Annotated in this window: 15 protein-coding genes; all 15 read right to left on the bottom strand. The window is 69.2% G+C overall.

Annotated elements, in window-relative coordinates:
- Window positions 1-67: 67 nt before the first annotated feature.
- The gene (locus tag QMK61_RS05350; protein WP_302070995.1) at window positions 68-1306 is read right to left on the bottom strand and encodes an FtsX-like permease family protein; all 1239 of its coding nucleotides are present in this window, start codon (window positions 1304-1306) and stop codon (window positions 68-70) included.
- 10 nt (window positions 1307-1316) lie between these two features.
- Window positions 1317-2636, bottom strand: coding sequence for an ABC transporter permease (locus QMK61_RS05345; RefSeq protein ID WP_302070994.1), 1320 nt, complete (start codon window positions 2634-2636; stop codon window positions 1317-1319).
- Between the two features lie 85 nt (window positions 2637-2721).
- The gene (locus QMK61_RS05340; protein WP_302070993.1) at window positions 2722-3954 is read right to left on the bottom strand and encodes an FtsX-like permease family protein; all 1233 of its coding nucleotides are present in this window, start codon (window positions 3952-3954) and stop codon (window positions 2722-2724) included.
- 63 nt (window positions 3955-4017) lie between these two features.
- Window positions 4018-5331 (bottom strand): ABC transporter permease, encoded by a 1314-nt coding sequence (locus QMK61_RS05335; protein WP_302070992.1) that lies wholly within the window; start codon window positions 5329-5331, stop codon window positions 4018-4020.
- A gap of 89 nt (window positions 5332-5420) precedes the next feature.
- Window positions 5421-6650: an FtsX-like permease family protein gene (locus QMK61_RS05330; RefSeq protein WP_302070991.1), complete on the bottom strand. Its 1230-nt coding sequence runs from the start codon at window positions 6648-6650 to the stop codon at window positions 5421-5423.
- A gap of 10 nt (window positions 6651-6660) precedes the next feature.
- The gene (locus QMK61_RS05325) at window positions 6661-7968 is read right to left on the bottom strand and encodes an ABC transporter permease (RefSeq protein WP_302070990.1); all 1308 of its coding nucleotides are present in this window, start codon (window positions 7966-7968) and stop codon (window positions 6661-6663) included.
- A gap of 49 nt (window positions 7969-8017) precedes the next feature.
- Window positions 8018-9235, bottom strand: coding sequence for an FtsX-like permease family protein (locus tag QMK61_RS05320; protein ID WP_302070989.1), 1218 nt, complete (start codon window positions 9233-9235; stop codon window positions 8018-8020).
- Window positions 9232-10542, bottom strand: coding sequence for an ABC transporter permease (locus QMK61_RS05315; RefSeq protein ID WP_302070988.1), 1311 nt, complete (start codon window positions 10540-10542; stop codon window positions 9232-9234). Before QMK61_RS05315 ends, QMK61_RS05320 begins: the two co-directional genes overlap by 4 nt.
- Before the next feature lie 173 nt (window positions 10543-10715).
- Entirely contained in the window at window positions 10716-11951 is a 1236-nt protein-coding gene (locus tag QMK61_RS05310; protein WP_302070987.1) for an FtsX-like permease family protein, read from the bottom strand.
- A gap of 4 nt (window positions 11952-11955) precedes the next feature.
- Window positions 11956-13260 carry an ABC transporter permease gene (locus QMK61_RS05305; RefSeq protein WP_302070986.1) on the bottom strand — a complete coding sequence of 435 codons (1305 nt, stop codon included), beginning with the start codon at window positions 13258-13260 and terminating at the stop codon, window positions 11956-11958.
- Window positions 13261-13333: 73 nt separating this feature from the next.
- Window positions 13334-14557 (bottom strand): FtsX-like permease family protein, encoded by a 1224-nt coding sequence (locus QMK61_RS05300; RefSeq protein WP_302070985.1) that lies wholly within the window; start codon window positions 14555-14557, stop codon window positions 13334-13336.
- A gap of 9 nt (window positions 14558-14566) precedes the next feature.
- Window positions 14567-15859, bottom strand: a complete 1293-nt coding sequence (locus QMK61_RS05295; protein WP_302070984.1) for an ABC transporter permease — start codon at window positions 15857-15859, stop codon at window positions 14567-14569.
- Window positions 15860-15906: 47 nt separating this feature from the next.
- Window positions 15907-17139, bottom strand: coding sequence for an FtsX-like permease family protein (locus QMK61_RS05290; RefSeq protein WP_302070983.1), 1233 nt, complete (start codon window positions 17137-17139; stop codon window positions 15907-15909).
- A gap of 8 nt (window positions 17140-17147) precedes the next feature.
- Window positions 17148-18455 carry an ABC transporter permease gene (locus QMK61_RS05285; RefSeq protein WP_302070982.1) on the bottom strand — a complete coding sequence of 436 codons (1308 nt, stop codon included), beginning with the start codon at window positions 18453-18455 and terminating at the stop codon, window positions 17148-17150.
- Between the two features lie 86 nt (window positions 18456-18541).
- Complete coding sequence (locus QMK61_RS05280; protein WP_302070980.1) at window positions 18542-19774, bottom strand: FtsX-like permease family protein; 1233 nt, start codon at window positions 19772-19774, stop codon at window positions 18542-18544.
- Between the last annotated feature and the right edge of the window lie 31 nt (window positions 19775-19805).

The following is a 19805-nucleotide window of genomic DNA, read 5'->3' as shown; positions in this document are numbered from 1 at the left end:
GGCCGCATGGATGCGGCCCGGGCCGAAAAGGTTGCCATGACCGGCGCCCCAGGTACATCGCGGCGCATCACACGCTCCGGGTGGCCACCACCGGCGGTACCCGCGAGGCGCGCAGCGCGGGCGACAACACGGCAAGCTGGCCGAGCAGCAGCATCAGGGCGGCGCCCAGCGGCAGGTACTGCCACGGCAGGCGGGCCAGCTCGTAATGGCGCATCAGCCACAGGTTGACGGCATAGGCCGAGGCCAGGCCCAGCAACACGCCGCTGCCCACCACCAGCAGGTTTTCCAGTTGCACTTCGCGCAGGATGTTCCGGCGCCGCGCGCCCAGCGCGCGGCGGACGCCGATCTGCCGGGTGCGTTGCTGCACCCAGTAGCCGGTGAGACCCATGATGCCGACCAGGGTCACCACCAGCACCACCAGGCTGACGCCGGACAACAGCCACACGGCGGCCCTCGATTGCGCCAGCGCGCGGTCGCGCAGCCTGCCATAGGTCTCGTAGGCGGGATCGATGCCCTGGATCATGTCGGGACCGAGGTCGCGCTTGATGGCGGCCTTCACCGCCCCGAGCACGCCGTCCACTTCCGCAGCCGAACGGGCGCGCACCGCGAAGACCGGCATCGGCCAGTTCGACGGGATGCCCGGGAACAGCATGCTGTAGTCGATGTTCTCGCGGTCGTCCTGGCCGAACTTGTTGCGCATCAGGTGCTCGACCACGCCCACCACCGTGCGCCGCCCCGCATCGGCCTGGTCGCCGATGCGCACGACATGGCCCAGGGCGTCGCCGCCGGGGAACAGCCGATTCGCCAGCGCGCGCGTGATGATCGCCGGACCACTCGCGTCGATGCCGATGCCCGTGTAGGCCACGCCCTCCTCGGCGGCGCTGAAATCGCGCCCCGCCACCAGCTTCAGGCCCAGGGTGTCGACCATGTGGTTGCCGATGTAGACCGCGGCGTCGGCCCTGGCTGCGTGCTCGCCTTCGCCCATCACGCTGCCGTTCATCTGGGCCACGGTTTCCATCGGCCAGGAGCCGGCCACGCTGGTCGACGTCACCCCGGGGATGGCGCGCAGCTCCGACGCGACCTGGCCAAGCCGGCTGGTCGGCCAGGGCTGGCCGCGCGGCGCGATGTTCCACGCCACGAGCAGGCGGTCCGGGTGCCCCACGCCGTCCGGGGACACGATCGGTACCAGCTTCTGCTGCAGCAGGAACAGCGCGTTGCACGCGATGGCGCAGGCCAGCGCCACCTGCAGCACGACCAGCAGCGGCATCATGCGGTGGCGGAGCAAGGGTTTGACGATGTGTCGCATGACGGCTCCCTTACGCGATCTTGATCTGCAACGCCGGCGGCTGCCGGCACACGCGCCAGGCCGGCAGGATGCCGACCAGCAGGCCCACGGCCACGGAGAGCGCGAACAGCACCACGAAGGTGTCGGGGCTGAAACGGGCCGCATCGGCGTAGCTCACCGGCTGCATGTGCACGATCCACAGGCCCAGCCAGGTCAACGGCAGGGCCAGCACGCCGCCGGCCAGGCCGAGCAGCCCGGTTTCCACCAGGTGCTGCATGAACACGTCGCGCTTCGAGGCGCCCAGCGCCCGGCGGATCGCCACGTCGCCCTGCCGGCGCAGGAAGCGCGCGGCCAGCAGCCCCGCCACGTTGACCAGGCACAGCAGCAGGAAGCCTCCCGCCAGGATCAGGTTGAGGTGCACGTCATCCGGTACCACGTGGTTCAGCGTCATCCACGCCTGGGTGCCGTACAGCGTCGCCTGCGGCGGATAGGCGAAGCGGCCGGCATCATGCTGGGCGTTCGCGTAGCCGGCCAGGAAGCGGTCGTAGGCGTCCACCTGGGCGCGCGTGCCCAGCCGCACCCAGGTTTCCATCCAGCGGCACTGCGCCACCGTCGCCGACTGGAAGCTGACCACCGGCGCGTCCTTGCCGCACTCGCCGGAGGTGAACGGCCCCACGCCCGCGTCCAGCGACGCCTGTGCGGGCACGAAGAAGTTCTCGTCCTGGCCCGTCACGCCGCCCGCGTTCTGGCCCAGGTTGAAGATCTGCATGCGCGGCGCCCACGGCGCGATCACGCCGATCACGCGGAAGCTGCGTTGCCCCAGCGTGACGCTGCGGCCGACCGCGTCGTCGGTTCCGAACAGCTTCTGCGCCACGTGCGTGTCGATCACCACCACGGGCGCGTTCGAGGACTGCTCGGCCTCGGTCCACGGGCGCCCGTAGCGCAGCGGCACGCCAAAGGTCTGCAGCGCCGGCCCATAGGCCATCAGGCCGTAGGCCTGCGAGGACGTGTCGCCGTCCGGGTTGCCGAGCCGCGTCAGACTCTGCGCCACCGCCACCTGCTGCACGGCGCGGTGCGCATCGACCAGGGCCTTCGCATCGGCCAGCTTGAGCAGGCTGTCCGGCCGCTTGTAGTCGGGGTTGTCCTTGTCCACCGCCTCGCGCGCGTCCATGGTCGCCACGTGGAGGTAGGGGCTGACGCCCGGCAGCGGCGCGCCGGACAGCGCGCGGAAGATCGTCATCGCCGTCATGCACGAGGCGATGCCGATGGCCATGGTCAGCACCAGCAACAGCATCATCGGCACGTTCTGCCGGCAGCGGCACAGGGCCAGTCGCAGGTAGTAGTCGAACATCCGTCTCCCCTCGTTTCCCTTTCTGCAGGAGCGCGCCTCGGGCACGATGGCTTTTGGCTTCAACCATCGCGCACGGGGTGCGCACCTACACCGAGCGCGTCGCCACCACCGGCGGCACCCGCGAGGCGCGCAACGCCGGCGACAGCACCGCGAGCTGGCCCAGCGCCCACAGCACCAGCGCGCCCACCGGCAGGTACCAGAGCGGCAGCCGCGGCAGCTCGTAGTGCGTCATGAGCAGCAGGTTCAGCGCCACTGCCAGAAGTACGCCCAGCACGACGCCGGCGCCGACGATCAGGAAGTTCTCGGCCTGGAAGTAGCGCAGGATGTCGCCGCACGTGGCGCCGATGGCGCGGCGGATGCCGATGCTGCGCGTGCGCTGCTGCACCCAGAAATTCGCCAGCCCCGCGATGCCCAGCGCGGTGACGAACAGCAGGCCCAGCGTGGAGGCGACGAGCAGGCCGATCATGGTGGTGTCGCGCTGGAAGTAGGCGGCGCGGATCTGGCTGTAGGCCTGCATCCGCTTCGGATTGATGATGCGGTTCGGGTTGACCTTGACCAGCGTGGCCGCCGCGGCCGCGAGCACACGCTGGCGATCCTGCGGCGCGCTGCGCAGCACATACGTCACGACAGAATCGTCGGGCAGCTGCGGCAGGATCATGCTGTCGTAGTCGACGCCCGGTTGGCGCAGGTTCGGGCGCAACAGCGTGTCGACGATGCCCACGACGCGGATGAACCTGTCGCCGTCGTACATGCTCTGCCCCAACGCCGACTGCCCCGGATACATGTGCTGCGCCAAGGCGCGCGTGATGATGGTAACGGGGGGCTTGCCCTGGGTCACGTACTCGCCCGGCCGGAAATCCCGCCCCGCGACCAGATGCAAATCCAGCGTGTCGATCAAACCGGGCGTGCCGTCGTAGACGCTGGGTTCCAGGCAACCGCTGCCATCTATCGAATTGAGCTGTATCGCGCGATCCAGCGCCTGCTTGCTGGGGCAGATGCCACTGGTTGACTCGTCCTGGTTCAGCGGCAGCGAATAGCTCACCGCCACCACCGACTTCACGCCGGGTATCGCCCGCAGCGCCGCCAGGTCGGCGGCATGCTGCGCCTGCGCGTTCTCGTTCTTCTCGATGCCGGTGCTGCGGATCACCGACAGCTCGTTTTCGGCAATACCGGTGGGCACGCCGATGCGATGCACGCGGTTGACCACCATGAACACCACGTTGCAGACGATGGCGCAGGTAAACGCCACCTGCAGGGTCAGCAGGATGGCGGTGAGCTTGTGGTGGCGCAGGGTGGAAAGGATGGGACGGATTTGCATGGCGGTTTCCTGTCTTCGGTGACGGGAGCCGGTCGCCGGCTCCATCGCGCGCAAGGCGCGCTCCTACACACCCTTGAGTTGCAGTGCGGGTGCCACGCGACAGGCACGCCACGCGGGCAACAGGCCGGCCAGCACGCTGGCGAGCACGGCCAGCACCAGGGTGCCGAGCAGCATCGCCCCATCCATCTGCGCCAGATGCGCGTAGTCGTCGGGACGTTGGCGGATGCTCCACAAGCCGAGTTGCGCAACCAGCAGGCCCAGCGCGCCGCCGGCCACGCCGATCAAGGCGGATTCGATGCCCAGTTGCACGAAGATGTCGCGCCGCCCCGCCCCTAGCGCGCGGCGCACGCTGATTTCGCCGCTGCGCCGCAGGAACTTGGCCAGCAGCAGAGCCACGATGTTGAGCATGCAGACGAACAGGAAACCCAATGCCAGCCACAGCTGCAGCCGCACGTCGTTCGGCACCAGGTTCTCGTGCGCCAGCCAGTCCATCAGGCCGTAGAGCTTCGCGTTCGCGGGCGGCCGCTGGAAGCGGCCCAGCGCCTTCTGCTGCGCGGAATAGTCGGCCAGGTATTGCCGGTAGGCGGCCACCTGCATGGGCGTGTCCAGCTGCGCCCAGAATTGCAGCCAGGTCGTGGTGGGGCTGGTCATGCGCGTTTCCGCATGATCCTGGCCCCAGCTGCTGAAATTGCCGTTGACGTCCAGCTTCAAATCGACCGCCGCCGACAACGGCAGGAAGAACTGGTCGGCATCGCTGTAACGCTTGACCGAAGCATCGGCATAGAACATCGGCTGCGGCGCCCAGTCGGCCACCACGCCGGTCACGCGGAAATCGCTGTCGCCCAGCCGCACCGTCCGGCCCACGGCGTCGGCACCGCCGAACAGCTTGCGCGCCAGCGTTTCGCCCAGCACCACCACCCGCGCACCGGCCGCGTCGTCCGCCGCGCCCCAGCCGCTGCCGTGCTCGAACGACATGCCGAACATCGCAAAGAAATCCGCGGTGGCGTAGCGGCCGTCCACGTAAAACGGCCGCAAATCGGTACGGCCAGGACGCACCAGCAGGGAACCGCCCGCCATCGCCGCCTGCCGCGTGGCGCGATGCGCCTTGAGCAAGGCCATCGCGTCGGGCCAGGTGAGGTTGTCGCTGGCATCGGGACCATCGCCGCGTCGCTTGTGATCCAGCGGCAGCGGATCGAGATGCGGCGTGTACAGCTGCGCGCTGCGTCCTGGCAGCGGGTCGTCCGTCATCACGTGCAGCACCGTCAGCATGGTCATCGACGCGCCGATGCCCAGGCCGATCGCCAGAACCATCAGGCCGGTGAGGATCGGTGTGCGCTTGAGGCTGCGCCATGCCAGGTCGAGGTAGTAGCCGAACATTGCATCCCTCCTTGATCGAACCCCCTCTCCCGCGGGCGGGAGAGGCCATGCCTTGCTCCCCTCTCCCGCAGGCGGGAGAGGGGAAAAGCTCACACGCTCCGCGTCGCCACCACCGGCGGCACCGCCGCAGCGCGCAGCGCGGGACCGAGCACCGCGAGCTGGCCCAGGGCCCACAACGCCACCGCGCTGACCGGCAGGTAGTACCAGGGCATGCTCGCGGTCTCGTAGTGCCGCATCAGGTACAGGTTGATGCCGTAGGCCAGCGCCATGCCCAGCACCACGCCGGCGCCGCTGAGCAGGAAATTCTCGGTCTGGAAGTACTGCATGATGTGGCCGCGGCTGGCGCCCACCGCGCGGCGGATGCCGATCTGCCGGCGCCGCTGGCCCACCCAGAAACTGGTGAGGCCGACGATGCCGAACGCGGTCACCGCCAGCATCACCGCGCACACCAGCACCAGCATCCACGCCATGCTGCGCATGTCGGCGAAGTACTGGTCGCGCATGTCGGTGTAGAGCATGCCCTTGGTCACTCCGTTGGGATTCAGCGCGGCCAGCTTCTGCTCCGCCGCGCGCATCACGCGCCCGCGGTCGCCCGGCGCGCTGTGCAGCACGTAGCGCCGGAGGTTGCCCTTGGAGCCGCCCGCGCTCAGCGGGAAGAAGGCGCTGTAGTAGCTCCAGTCCTCGCCCTGGCTGCCGATGTTCGGCCGCAGCACGTCGGCGACCACGCCGACCACGGTGTAGTAGTGCGGCATGGAGTAGTAGGTCTTGCCCAGCGCCGATTGCCCGGGCCACAGCCGCTCCGCCACGCTGCGCGTCACCAGGGTCACGTGCGTCTCCGGCAGGGGCGCGCTGCCGAACGAGCTGCCCGCGTAGTCGTCGGCGTTGAAGAAACGCCCTTCCAGCAGACGCAGGCCCAGCGCCTGCTCGGCGCCCTCGCCGAGGAAGAACAGCGAGAAGTTGACCGTCTTCTTGTCGAAGGTGGACGCGTCCGGCCTGGTGCCGAAGCTCCACCCCCAATTGTTGTGGCTGAGCGGCAGCGTGCTGACCACGGCCGCGGACTGCACGCCGGGAATCCCGCGCAGCGCCGCCAGGTTGCGCGGGATGTCGCTGCCGGAGGTTTTCTCGTCGGTGCCGCCCAGCGTGACCATGCTCAGGTTGCGCTCGTCGATGGCGTTGGGCAGGCGGATGGCGGCCACGCGTTGGCCGATCATGAACACCGCGTTGCAGAGCACCGCGCAGGTCAGCGCGATCTCCAGCACGATGAGCACGGTGGGGATGCGGTGCTTGCGCAGGCTGGCGAGTATCGGACGGATTTCCATGGGCATCTCCTCAACTGGCTTTCAGCTGTGGTGCCGGCGCCACTGCGCAGGCGCGCCACGCGGGCAGCAGGCCGGCGACCAGGCTGGCCAGCAGCGCCACCACGAAGGTGAACAGGAACATCGACACATCCAGGTGCGCGAGGCTGGCGTACTCGGCGGGCTGGTGGCGTATGCCGAACAGGCCCAGCTCGGCGAAGCCGAGGCCCAGCACGCCGCCGACCAGGCCGACGATGGCGGCCTCGACCATGAACTGGGCGAAGACCGCGCCGCGCGTGGCGCCCAGCGCGCGGCGCACGCCGATCTCGCGCGAGCGACGCAGGCACTTGGCCAGCAGCAGGCCCACCGTGTTCAGCACGCAGATCAGCAGGAAGCCGTACGCCAGGCCGGCCTGCAGCCGCACGTCGTCGGGCACCACCTGCTCGTGGCGCAGCCAGTCCACCAGGTCCAGCATGGCGGTCTCGTCGCGGCTGAAGCGACCCTGGGCCACCTGCTCCCGCGCATAGTTGGCGAGGAACATGCGGTAGTCGGCCACCGCGGCCTGGTCCGGCAGTTCCACCCACACGCCCAGCCACCGGCACGGCGCCGCCGCGAGGTCGTCCATGTTGGTGACCGTGTCGTAGCACTCGAGGTCCTGCGGCCCCATCTTCAGGTCGATGGCGGTCTTCAGCGGCAGGAACATCGCGTCGCCGTCGCCGCCATAGTCGTGCCCGCCCAGGTCCAGCGCGTAGAAGCGCGGCTGCGGCGACCACGGCTTGAGCACGCCGACGATGCGGAAGTCGTGGTCATTCATGCGGATCGTCCTGCCCACGCTGTTGGCGCCGCCGAACAGCTTCTGGTTGAGGAAGCCCGCGATCACGATCACCTGGGCGCCGCCCTCGTCGTCCGCCGCCGTCCAGCTGCCGCCGTACTGGAAGGGCGCGTCGAACAGGCCGAAGAAATCCGCCGTGGTCTGCACCCCGTCGCTGTAGAAGGGCCGTTCATTGGCCCGCTGCGGCGCGATCTTGCCCGAGGTCAACGCCACCACCGCCTGCCGTTTCGCCCGGCGCGCGTGCAGCAGGTACATCGCGTCGATGTAAGGCATCGTCGACGGTGGTTCCGTCTGGCCGGCGATATAGCCTTGCTTGCCGTTGGGATCGACCTGCGGATAGAACAGCCGGTCGCTCTTCTGCGGCAACGGATCGCCCGAAAGCAGCCGCAACACGGTCGTGGTGGTGATGCAGGCACCGATGCCCAGCGCCAGCGACAGCACCATCAACGCGGTAAGCACCTTGTTGCGCTTCAGGCTGCGCAACGCGAGGTCCAGGTAGTAACCGAACATCACTCACCTCCGCCATCCGGGATTCCCCTTTCGGGGAGGGGGAAAAACATCACACGCTCCGCGTCGCCACCACCGGCGGCACCGCCGAGGCGCGCAGCGCCGGGCCGAGCACGGCCAGCTGGCCGAGCAGCCACAGCACGACGGCGCCGGCCAGCAGGTAATGCGCCGGCAAATGGGCCAGTTCGAAGCGGCGCATCAGGAACAGGTTCAGCGCATAGGCGAACACCGCACCGAGCAGCACGCCGCCGCTCACGATGAGGAAGTTCTCGGCCTGGAAGTAGCGCAGGATGTCGCGCCGCGTGGCGCCCAGCGCGCGGCGCATGCCGATCTGCCGGCGCCGCTGCTGCACCCAGAAGCTGGCCAGCCCGCTCACGCCCAGCGCGGTGACCACCAGCAGGATCAGCAGGATCGCCACCAGCATGCGGCCGGAGGCAAGGTCGCTCTTGAAGTAGTCCGCACGCAGCTCGGCCATGGTGAACGTCTTGTTGCTCACATGGCCCGGGTTGGCCTTTTGCAAAGCGGCAGCCGCGGCGCGCAACGCCTCCGGCAATTGCGCGGCATCGCGGACGCGGATCATGAAGCCGCCACCGCCATCCTGGTGGCCGTACATGAACTCGGTCACGATGGACCAGTCGTCGTCCGGGCTGCCGGTGATGCTGCCCCGCAAGTGGTCGACGATGCCGACGACGCGCAACGGGTTGTTGCCGCTGTCGTAGATGACGCCGCCCAGCGCACGACCGTCCGGAAACAGGTGCTGCCCCAGGGCCTTCGTCATCAGGACGGGAATCTCCATGGTGGGCGTGTACCTGGTCACGGCGGGTATCTCGTTGTCGTCGAGGTCCACGCCATGGACGATGCGCGCACCCAGCGTGCGGCTCAGCCCCTGGCTGCCCTGGAACTCGTAGACCCTGCCGAGCTTGTGGCCGTGGGACGGATCGAGGAACACGGAATCGCGCTGGGTGAACCACAGCGGCGGACCGCCATACGTGGCCGCCACCACATCCGGCACCGCTTGCAGTACCGCGAGGTCGTTTTCGATGGTTCCGCTGTTGGCGGTGCCGATCACGCCGATGCTCTGGATCACGCCGATGCGGCTCTCGTCCACGCCCGTCGGCACGCGCGAACGCTGGACGGTGCCGTAGACGACGAACACCAGGTTGCCGAGCACCGCCATGGTCAGCGCGATCTCCAGCATCAGCAGCATCACGGCCGTCTTGTGGCTGCGCAATGCCGCGAGGATGGGGCGGATCTGGAACAGGATTCTCATAGCGACTTCACCTGCAAGGCGGGGGCCACGCGCGAGGCGCGCCAGGCGGGCCACAGGCCGGCGCCGAGTGCCGACAGCACGGCCAGCGCCAGCGCCACGCCCAGCATGGAAGGGTCGAGGTGCGCGGAGGCGGCGAAGTTCACCGGCTGCTGGCGCACCATCCACAGGCCCAGCCACGCCAGCGGCAGGCCGAGCAGGCCGCCGGCCACGCCCACCACGCCGGCCTCGACCAGGCACTGCGCGAACACGTCGCGGCGCGAAGCGCCCAGCGCGCGGCGCACGCCGATCTCGCCCGCCTTGCGCAGGAATTTCGCCACCATCAGGCCCACCGTGTTGACCAGGCAGATCAGCAGCACGCTGAAGGCGATCCAGGTCTGCATGCGCACGGTCACCGGGATCACGTGCTTGTGGTCCAGCCAGTCGAGCAGGCCGCGCAGGCGCACGTTGGGCGCGCGCTGGAAGCGGCCCAGCTGGTGCTGCTGCGTGCTGTACTGCACGAGCGCGGCGCGGTAGTCCGCCACCTGCGCGGGCGTGTCCAGCTGTACCCAGAACTGCGCCCAGGTGCATTGCTTCGCCTTCGGATCGTGCGCGCCCGCGTTCGGATCGTTGCCCCAGCAGTCCATCGGGCCGTAGCCGTAATCCTGCGGCAGATCCAGCCAGGTGAAGAACGGCAGGTACATCTGCTCGGCCTTGCCGAAGGCGCCGTCGTTCAAGTCGTAGAAATGCGGCTGCGGATTCCAGTCGTCGATCACGCCGGCCACGCGGAAGGTCTTGGTGGCGATCACCAGGGTCTTGCCCACGCTGTCCCCGCCGCCGAACAGCTGCTGGTTCATCGCCCGCGACAGCACCACCACCTGCGCGTGGCCGGCATCGTCCTGCGCCGACCAGGCCGAGCCGTAGAGGAAAGGCACGCCGAACATCGCGAAGAAGTCGGCGGTGGTGGCGCGATCGGTATACATCGCCAGCGGGCTGTCCGGTGCATCCTTGCGTACCGGCAGCCAGTTGCCGCTCATCACCGCGCGGCGCGGCGCGATGCCGAGCCGGTAGAGGTTCACCGCATCGACGTAGGCGAGGTCGTCCGGCGGCTCGTCCTTCGCGCCCGGCAGATCCTCAGGCCGCGGATCGACCTGCGGATGGAACAGCACGTCGCTGCGCCCGGGCAACGGATTGCCCGACAGGTTGTGCAGCACCGCCAGCATGGTGACCGAGGCGCCGATGCCCAGCGCGATGGCCAGCATCATCAGCACGCCCAGCACCATGTGCCGCCTGAGGCTGCGCAGTGCGAGATCCAGGTAGTAGCCGAACATTCCACGCTCCCTTGCTCGAAAACCCTCGCCCTTCGGGAGAGGCCACGTCTTGCTCCCCTCCCCCGCCGGGGGAGGGGCCGGGGGAGAGGGTTCGGCCGAAGCGCGACGCCGCGCTCCGCCCTGTCCCTCACCCGCCCCCCGGGCGCCCTCTCCCGCATCGGGAGAGGGGAAAATCACACGCTGCGCGTCGCCACCACCGGCGGCACCGCCGCCGCGCGCAGCGCGGGGCCGAGCACGGCCAGTTGCCCCAGCAGCCACAGCACCAGGGCGCCGATCGGCAGCCACGACAGCGGCATGCGGTGCAACTCGTAGTGGTGCATCAGCCACAGGTTCAGGCCCACGGCGCCCGCGCTGCCGGCCACGATGCCCAGGCTGACGATCAGGAAGTTCTCGGCCAGGAAGTAGCGCAGGATGTCGTGCCGCGTGGCGCCGATGGCGCGGCGGATGCCGATGGTGCGCGTGCGCTGCTGGACCCAGAAGCTGGACAGGCCGACCACACCCAGCGCAGTCAGCGTCAGCAGGCAGCCGATCACCACCAGCAGCAGCCAGACCATGGCGCGGTCGCCCTGGAAGTATTGGGCGATGGTGTCGGTATAGACATGCGCCTCGATCTTGCGGGCAGGGTCCACCTGCTGCAGCGCGCCGGGTATGGCGCGGGCGACGCTGGCGCGTGCGTCCGGACGCACGCGCAATACGTACGCGCTGTTGTCCCTCACCTGCCGTACGGGCAGGATCATGCCGCGGTCGATGCCCTGGTACTTGTTGATGGCCGGGTTCAGCAGATGCCCGGCCACGCCCACCACGTACGTGGCATGCTCGCCCTGCTCGCCGAGATAGATCGGCTTGCCCAGCGGGTCCTCGCCCGGCCACATCTGCTGCGCGAAACTGCGCGTGACGATGACCGCCGTCGGCGGCGGCGATTTCTGGCCGAAAGTCTGATAGTCCGAGTATTCGCGAGGCTGGAAGTCGCGTCCCTCGGACAAGCTGATGCCCAGGGTCCTCAGCATGCCGGGCGAACCCAGGTATTCGACCACGTTGGAAAGCGAATCCGACTTGTCGCCGGGCCGCCTGTAGACGACGGTGCTGGAATAGCTGCCGCCCAGCGGCAACGCATTGGTCATCGCCACCGACTCGACGCCGGGCAGGCCGCGCAGCGCCGCCAGGTCGGCGGCGACGACGCCCGCGTGGGAATCCTTGTCGGCCTCCTGGCCCAGGTCGAGGGTCTGCGTGCGCACCCACACCAGCTCGTTGTCGGCGACGCCGGTCGTCATGTGCATGAAGGCCAGCCGGTCGCGAATCAGGAACAGCGCGTTGGTGACGATGGCGCAGGTCAGCGCGATTTCCAGCGCCACCAGCACGACCGTGGTCTTGTGATGCTTCAGTGCGGAAACGATGGGAAGCATGGCCATGGCCTCACTGCGTCTTCAGCAAGCGGGCCGGCACCAGGCGACAGGCGCGCCAGGCCGGGAATACGGCCGCCAGCAAGGTCGCGCAGACCGCCAATGCGAACGTTGCCGCCGACATCGTCGTGTCCAGGTGCGCCAGCCCGGCATACTGGGTCGGCTGCTGCCGCACCACCCACAGGCCGAACAGCGACAGCAGCAGGCCGATGACGCCTCCGGCCAACCCCACCAGTGCCGCCTCCACCAGCAACTGCACGAACACCGAGCGCCGCGAGGCGCCCATGGCCCGCCGCACCGACAGCTCGCCGCCTCGGCGCAGGAACTTCACCAGCAGCAGGGCCACCGTGTTGACCAGGCACACCAGCAGGAAACCCAGCGCCAGCAGGGTCTGCAACTGCACGCTGCCGGGCACCACGTGGTTGTAGTCCAGCCACTGCATCACGTCGCGCAGGCGCGTATTCGGCGCCCGCTCGAAACGGCCCAGTTGCTTCTGGTCTTCCGAGTAGTGCACGAGATACTGGCGATACGCCGCGACCTGGGCGGGGGTGTCCAGTTCGACCCAGTACTGCATCCACATGCACCCGGATGCCTTGGCCATGTCGCCGTCCTGCGGGAAATCGCCCCAGCAGCTCATGCTGCCCATGGTGGAAAGCTTGAGGCCGATGGCCGTCCCGAGCGGGACATAGACCTGCTCCGGATCGGCATAGTCGCCCATGTTCAGATCGTAGAAGTGCGGCACCGGATGCCAGTCGTCGACGACGCCGGCCACGCGGAAATCGTACTTGCCCAGCCGCAGCGTCCGACCCGCAGCATGCGGCGTGCCGTACAGCTTGTCCGCGAGCTGGCGCGTGATCACCGCCACGCGCGCCCGCTTGCCGTCGTCGCCGGCATCCCAGCCGCCGCCGTCGGCGAACGACAGGCCGAACATGGCGAAGAAGTCGGCCGTGGTATAGCGCGCATGCGCATTGAAGGCGCGCGTCACCCCGCCCGGCGGGACCACCGTCACCTGGCCGCCGGACATCGCCGCCTGGCGCACGCCCTTGCCGTCGTGCAGCAGGTTCATGGCGTCGGTCCAGGTCCACAGGTCCGGCGGCCCCTCGCCTTTCTTGTAGTTCTCCATCGGCTGCGGATCGACCTGCGGGTAGAACAGCCTCGCGCTCCTGCCCGGAACGGGGTCGGCCGTCATCACGTGCAGCACCGTCAGCATGGTCATGCTGGCGCCGATGCCCAGGCCGATGGCCAGCACCATCAGCGCCGTCAGCATCCTGTTGCGCTTCAGGCTGCGCAGGGCCAAGTCGAGGTAATAACCGAACACGCCAAGCTCCTTTGCTGGAAAACCCTCTCCCGCCCCATCCGGGGCACCCTCTCCCGCATCGGGAGAGGGAAAATCACGCGCTGCGCGTCGCCACCACCGGCGGCACGCGCGAAGCGCGCAGCGCGGGACCGAGCACGGCCAGCTGCCCCAGTCCCCACAGCACCGCCGCGCCGACCGGGAAGTAGTACGCGGGCAACCGTCCCAGTTCGTAGTGCAGCATCAGCAGCAGGTTGAGGCCGTAGGCCAGCAGCATGCCCAGCGCGATGCCGAAGGTCGCCAGCAGGAAGTTCTCGGCCTGGAAGTAGCGCAGGATGTCGCCGCGGGTGGCGCCCACCGCGCGGCGGATGCCGATCTGCCGGCGCCGCTGCGCCACCCAGAAGCTGGTCAGGCCCACGATGCCCACCGCGGTGACCACCAGCAGCAGCAGGCACACGCCAGCCAGCAGCCAGGCCATGGCGCGGTCGTTGCGGTAGTACTTGCCGCGCTCCGCCTCCAGCGTGGTGGCGTACTTCGGCGACACCAGCCGCAGCGGGCCGTCGGCCTTCAGCGCACGCAGGGCGCCCTGGATCACCGCCTGCCGCTGCGCCGGGTCCTTCACGCGCACCAGGTAGGTGCCGCCCGGGTACGGCATCTCGACCGGGAACAGCATGGCGTACCCGTAGTACTCCGCCGGACCGTAGTCGCGGGGCTGCACGAGCCGGTCCACCACGCCCACCACGCGGTTGGTGCCGAAGGCGTGGATGGTCTTGCCCACCGCCGACTGGCCCGGGAAGAAGTGCCCGGCCATGGCGCGGGTGATGATGACGGGCACGCCGGTGGCGCCGTTCCTGAGCTGCTCGTAGCCGATGAATTCGTCGGGCCTGAACCAGCGCCCCGCCGCCAGCTTCAGGCCCAGCACGCCGGCGAGCTGCGCGCTGCCCATGTACTGGGTGACCGGGATGCTCGGCGCCTTCGGGTCATCGCTGAGGCTGACGCCGCTGAAGCCGATCGAATCGCCGAACAGGGTCTGGTTGACGATGGCGACCCCGGTCACGCCGGGAAGGGCGCGCAGCGTCGCCAGGTCGGTGCGCGTCTGCGCCATCAGCGCCTCCGCCGTGCCCGGCGTCACACTGTGCACGTCCACCTGCACCAGGTGCGGCTCGTCGACGCCGGTGGGGCGATGCATGCGCTCCAGCCGCGTGCCGATCAGGAACAGCGCGTTGCAGACCACCGCGCAGGAGAAGGCGATCTCCAGCACCAGCAGGCACACGGCAATGCGATGGCGACCCAGGGCGCTGAGTATGTGGCGAAAGTGCATCGGCATCCCCTAGTTCGACTTGATCGCGGCGGCGGGCGCCACGTGCATCGCCCGCCATGCCGGCAGCAGGCCGGCGAGCAGGCTGCTCAGCAGGGCCAGCGCGAAGGTGCCCAGCAGCATGCGCAGGTCCATGTGGATGAAGGTGGCGTAGTCGGTGGGCTGGTGGCGCACCAGGACCAGCCCGAGCCCGGCCAGCGCCAGGCCGAACGCGCCGCCGACCAGCCCCACCATGCCCGCCTCGACCAGGCATTGCAGGAAGATCGCGCGGCGCGAGGCGCCCAGCGCGCGGCGCACGCCCAGCTCGCCGCTGCGGCGCAGGAACTTCGCCAGCAGCAGGCCCACCGTGTTGAGCAGGCAGATGCCGAGGAAACCCAGCGCCAGCCACACCTGCAGCCGCACGTCGGACGGCACCACGCCCTTGGCGTCCAGCCACTGCATCACGTCCTGCAGCTCGACCTGGCCCGGGTGGCTGAACCGCCCTGCCTGGCGCTGCAGGGCGATGTAGTTGTCGAGGTACCGGCGGTAGGCCGCCGCCTTCGCCGGCGTGTCCAGTTCCGCCCAGTACTGCAGCCACAGGCACGGCGCGCTGGCGGCATGGGGGTCGGGCGCGCTGTTCCAGCAGTTCGTCGAGCCGCTGGTGGACAGCTTGAGGTCCAGCGCCGTGGACAGGGGCACGAACACCTGCTCGCTGTCGCCGAACTGGCCGTTGCTGAGGTCGTAGAAGCGCGGGTTCATGTCCCAGTCGCCCAGCACGCCGACGACGCGCAGGCCCTGGTCGCCCATCCGCAGCGTCTTGCCGGTGCTGTCGCCGCCGCCGAAGAGCTGCTCGTTCAGCGCGCCGGAAATCACCGCGACGCGCGCGCCCGCCGCGTCGTCGTCGCGGCTCCAGGCATGGCCGTAGCGGAACGGCGCGCCGAACATGGGGAAGAAGTCCGCGCCGGTGTAGCGCGCCTCCACGCCCAGCGGTTCGCCCTGCGGCGGCGTCACCACCATCGATCCGGCCGACATCGCCGCCTGGCGGTCGGCGCGCGCGTCATGCAGCAGCGCCTCGGCATCGCGGCGGGTCATGTTGTCCGGCGTCTCCTTGCCCTGCGTGAAGGTGTCGTCGGGAAACACGTTCATGCGCACGCGGAACAGCTGCGCGCTCTTCGCGGGGATCGGGTCACCCGACAGCACGTGCATCACCGTCAGCGTGGTCATGCTGGTGCCGATGCCCAGCGCGATGGCGAGCACCATCAGCGCGGTGAGCGCCCGGTTGCGCTTCAGGCTGCGCGTGGCCAGGTCGATGTAGTAGCCGAACATTCCGCCTCCCCCGTTGCCGATCACCGTGCCTCCCTGCGGAGGCTTCCTCACACCGCCCGCGTCGCCACCACCGGCGGCACCGCCGCCGCCCGCAGCGCGGGACCGAGCACCGCCAGCTGGCCGATGGCCCACAGCACGAGCGCGCCGACCGGGAAGTAGATGCCCGGCAACCGCGGCAGCTCGTAGTGCATCATCAGGAACAGGTTGATGCCGTACGCCAGCGCCATGCCGAGCACGATGCCGAAGCTGGCGAGCAGGAAGTTCTCGGTCTGGAAGTAGCGCAGAATGTCGCCGCGGGTGGCGCCCAGCGCGCGGCGCACGCCGATGGTGCGGCGGCGCTGCCCCACCCAGAAGCTGGCCAGGCCCACGATGCCCAGCACGGTCACCGTGAGCAGCGCCACGATCACGCCCACCAGTATGCCGGCCATGGCGCGGTCGTTGGCGAAGAAGGCGTGGCGCGCCTCGTCGTAGGTGCGCTTCACCAGCACCACGCGGTTGGGGTCGAGCTGCTTGAGCGCGGCCACCGCGGCCTTGAGCACGGCGTCACGGTCCTGCGGCGCGGTGCGGATGACGTAGCTGGAGCCGTCGGCCACCGTCATGCGTATCGGCCACACCGTGCTGTACCCCACACCCCAGTTCAGGTTGTTCGGTCGCGCCAGGTCCGCCACCACGCCGATGACCCGGAACGGCAAGCCCTTGCCGACGTAGAGTGTCTGGCCGAGCGCATCCTTGCCCGGCCACAGCCGCTCGGCCAGCGCCCGGGTCACGATGATGGTCGAAGGCAGGTTCTTCAGGTCGCCGTTGCGCAGGTCGGCGATGACGGTTCCGAAGTCCGCATATTCGTCGTGCCGGAAATCGCGCCCCTCCAGCAGGTGCAGCCCCAGCGTGGGCAGCACGCCTTCGCCGTAGTACGTCGAGGCCTCCAGCGTGTCCTGCTGCTGTTCCGGGCTCAGCCGGATGCCGCTGTTCGACGAGCCCCCATTGCTGAAGGGCAACTGGTTGATCACCGCCACCTGCTGCACGCCGGGGATCTGCCGCAGCGCCGCCAGGTCGGTCTGCGACTGCGCGATGGCGTCCGGACTGTTGCCGATGTGGCCCAGCCCGATCTGCACCAGTTCGTGCTCGGCGATGCCGCTGGGCAGGTCCATGCGTTCGAGCCGCTGGCCGATCATGAACACCGCGTTGCACACGATCGCGCAGGTCAGCGCGATCTCCAGGACCAGCAGCCACGCGGTGATCTTGTGGCGTCGCAGGGTGGAAAGGATCGGTCGCAGTTCCATGGTGGACCTCAGTTGCTCTTGAGCTGCAGGGCGGGCGTCACCTGGCAGGCGCGCCAGGCGGGCAGCAGGCCGGCCAGCAGGCTCGCGCCCAGCGCCAGCACGAACGTGGCGAACAACATCTCCGGGTCGATGTTCGCCAGGGCCGCGTAGCTGGCCGGCTGCCGCCGCACCAGCCACAGGCCGGCCAGCGCGAGCAGCAGGCCGCCCACGCCGCCCACCAGGCCGACCACCCCGGACTCCACCAGCAACTGCGCGAACAGCGCCTTCTTCGACGCGCCCAGCGCGCGGCGCACGCCCAGCTCGCCGGCGCGGCGCATGAACTTCGCCAGCATCAGGCCGACCATGTTCACCAGGCACACCAGCAGGAAGCCGAAGGCCAGGCCGGTCTGCAGGCGCACGTCGTCGGGCACCACCTGGTTGTAGTCCAGCCACTGCATCACGTTGCGCAGGCGCACGTTCGGCGGTCGCTGGAAGCGCCCCAGCGCCTTCTGCTGTTCGGAATAGCTGACGAGGAACTGCCGGTAGGCGGCGGCCCTGGCCGGGCTGTCCAGCTGCACCCAGAACTGCAGCCACACGCAGGGCGCGTTGTGGGCGGGCGTGTTGCCGCCGCCGCCGTTGCCCCAGCAGTCCATGCCGCCATCGTGGTTCATGCCCACGTCCTGCGAGGTGGACAGCGGCACGTACACGCCCTCGTCCTCACCGTAGCTCTTGCGGTTGAGGTCATAGAAATGCGGGTTCGGGTTCCAGTCGCCGACCACCCCGACGATGCGGAACGCCACGCCGGACAGGCGCAGCGTCCGCCCGGTGCTGTCCCCGCCGCCGAACAGCTTGTCGTTGAGCGGGCCGTCGATCACCGCCACGCGCGCATGCGCCTCGTCGTCCGCCGCGTTCCAGGCGTGGCCGTAGCGGAACGGCACGCCGAACATCGGGAAGAAATCGGCCGTGGTGTAGCGCGCGTCCTCGTAGAACGGGTCGAGCGTGCTGTTGTCCGGCTGGATCGCCACGGTGCCGCCGGTCATCAGCGCCTGCCGGTCCGCCCGCTTCGCCTGCAGCAGGTTCATGCCGTCGATCCAGGTCACCTGGTCCATCGGCTCCGTCTTGCCGGGCAGGTAGCCCTGGCCGTCGCGCGGATCGATCTGCGGGTAGTACAAGGTGCCGCTGCGCCCCGGCAGCGGATCGCCGGACAGCACGTGCAGCACGGTGAGCGTGGTCATGGACGCGCCGATGCCCAGCGCGATCGCCAGCACCATCAGCGCGGTGAGCGCCTTGTTGCGCCTGAGGCTGCGCGTGGCCAGGTCGATGTAGTAGCCGAACATGCCGCATCTCCGTTGGTCGTTCCCTCCCCAAGCGTGCCGGGGAGTCCCGTCTTCCCCGTCCTGCCTGCCGGAGGGGATGAAAAGCCTCACACGCTCCGCGTCGCCACCACCGGCGGCACTGCCGCCGCGCGCAGCGCGGGGCCGAGCACGGCGAGCTGGCCGATGCCCCACAGCACCAGCGCGCCGACCGGGAAGTAGCCGGCCGGCAGGCGCGGCAATTCGTAGCGCATCATCAGGAACAGGCTGATGCCGTAGGCCAGCACCATGCCCAGCACGATGCCGAACGTCACGATCAGGAAGTTCTCGGTCTGGAAGTAGTGCAGGATGTCGGCGCGCCGCGCCCCCAGCGCGCGACGGATACCGATCTGCCTGCGCCGCTGCGCCACCCAGAAGCTGGCCAGCCCCACGATGCCGAGCCCCGTCACCAGCAGCACCGCCACGATCACGCTGACCAGCATGCCCGCCGTCGCGTGGTCGTCCTTGAAGTAGTCGCTGCGGATGCGGTCGTAGGTGCGGGCGTGCGTGACCACGCGCGTGGGATCGGCGCGCTTCAACGCCGCGGTGGCCGCGGCGAGCACGCGCTGGCGGTCCTGCGGCCGGGTGCGAAGCAGGTAGCTCTGGTCCTTGTCGGCGCCCATGTGCAAGGGGATGATCATCGAATACTGCGCGGTGGCGGTGTCGTAGGCATTCGCACGGGCCAGCGTCCGCACAACGCCCACCACGCGGAAGCTCGCCGTGGGCGTGAGCCAGACCAGCCTGCCCAACGGGTTCCGTTGCGGCCACAGCCGCGTGGCCAGCGCTTGGCTGACGATCATCGGCACCGGGAAGCCCTTGCCGCTGCCGCTGGCGAGTTCCCGGATCACCACGTCGGCATCGACGTACTCGTCCGGCCGCAGGTCGCGCCCGGCGACCAGGCGCAGCCCCAGCGTCTGCACCAGGTTCTCGCCGAAGTACTCGGCGGCGCTCAGCGTCCGGTGCGGCTGCGTCGGCGAGAGCATCACGTTGCCGTTCGACGAAGCGCCGCCGAACGGCACCTGGTTGCTCATGCCGACGGCCTGCACGCCGGGGATCGCCCGCAGCGTGGCGAGGTCCTCCTGCGCCCGCGCGTACCGGTCGGAGGGCGGCGCGATCGGCGCCTGCTGGATCTGCACCAGCTCGTGCTCGGCGATGCCGCTGGGCATGTCCATGTGCTGCAGGCGCTGCGCCACCAGGAACACGCCGTTGCAGATGATGGCGCAGCTCAGCGCGATCTCCAGCATCAGCAGCCAGAGGATCACCTTGTGCCGGCGCAACGTGGCGAGTATCGGTCGCAGTTCCATCCTTTTCCTCATGCCTCTGATCGGAACAGCT

Origin of the sequence: Fulvimonas sp. R45, assembly GCF_030504985.1 — a bacterium.
Classification (GTDB): domain Bacteria; phylum Pseudomonadota; class Gammaproteobacteria; order Xanthomonadales; family Rhodanobacteraceae; genus Rhodanobacter_A.
This window is presented reverse-complemented; position numbering and strand designations above follow the sequence as displayed.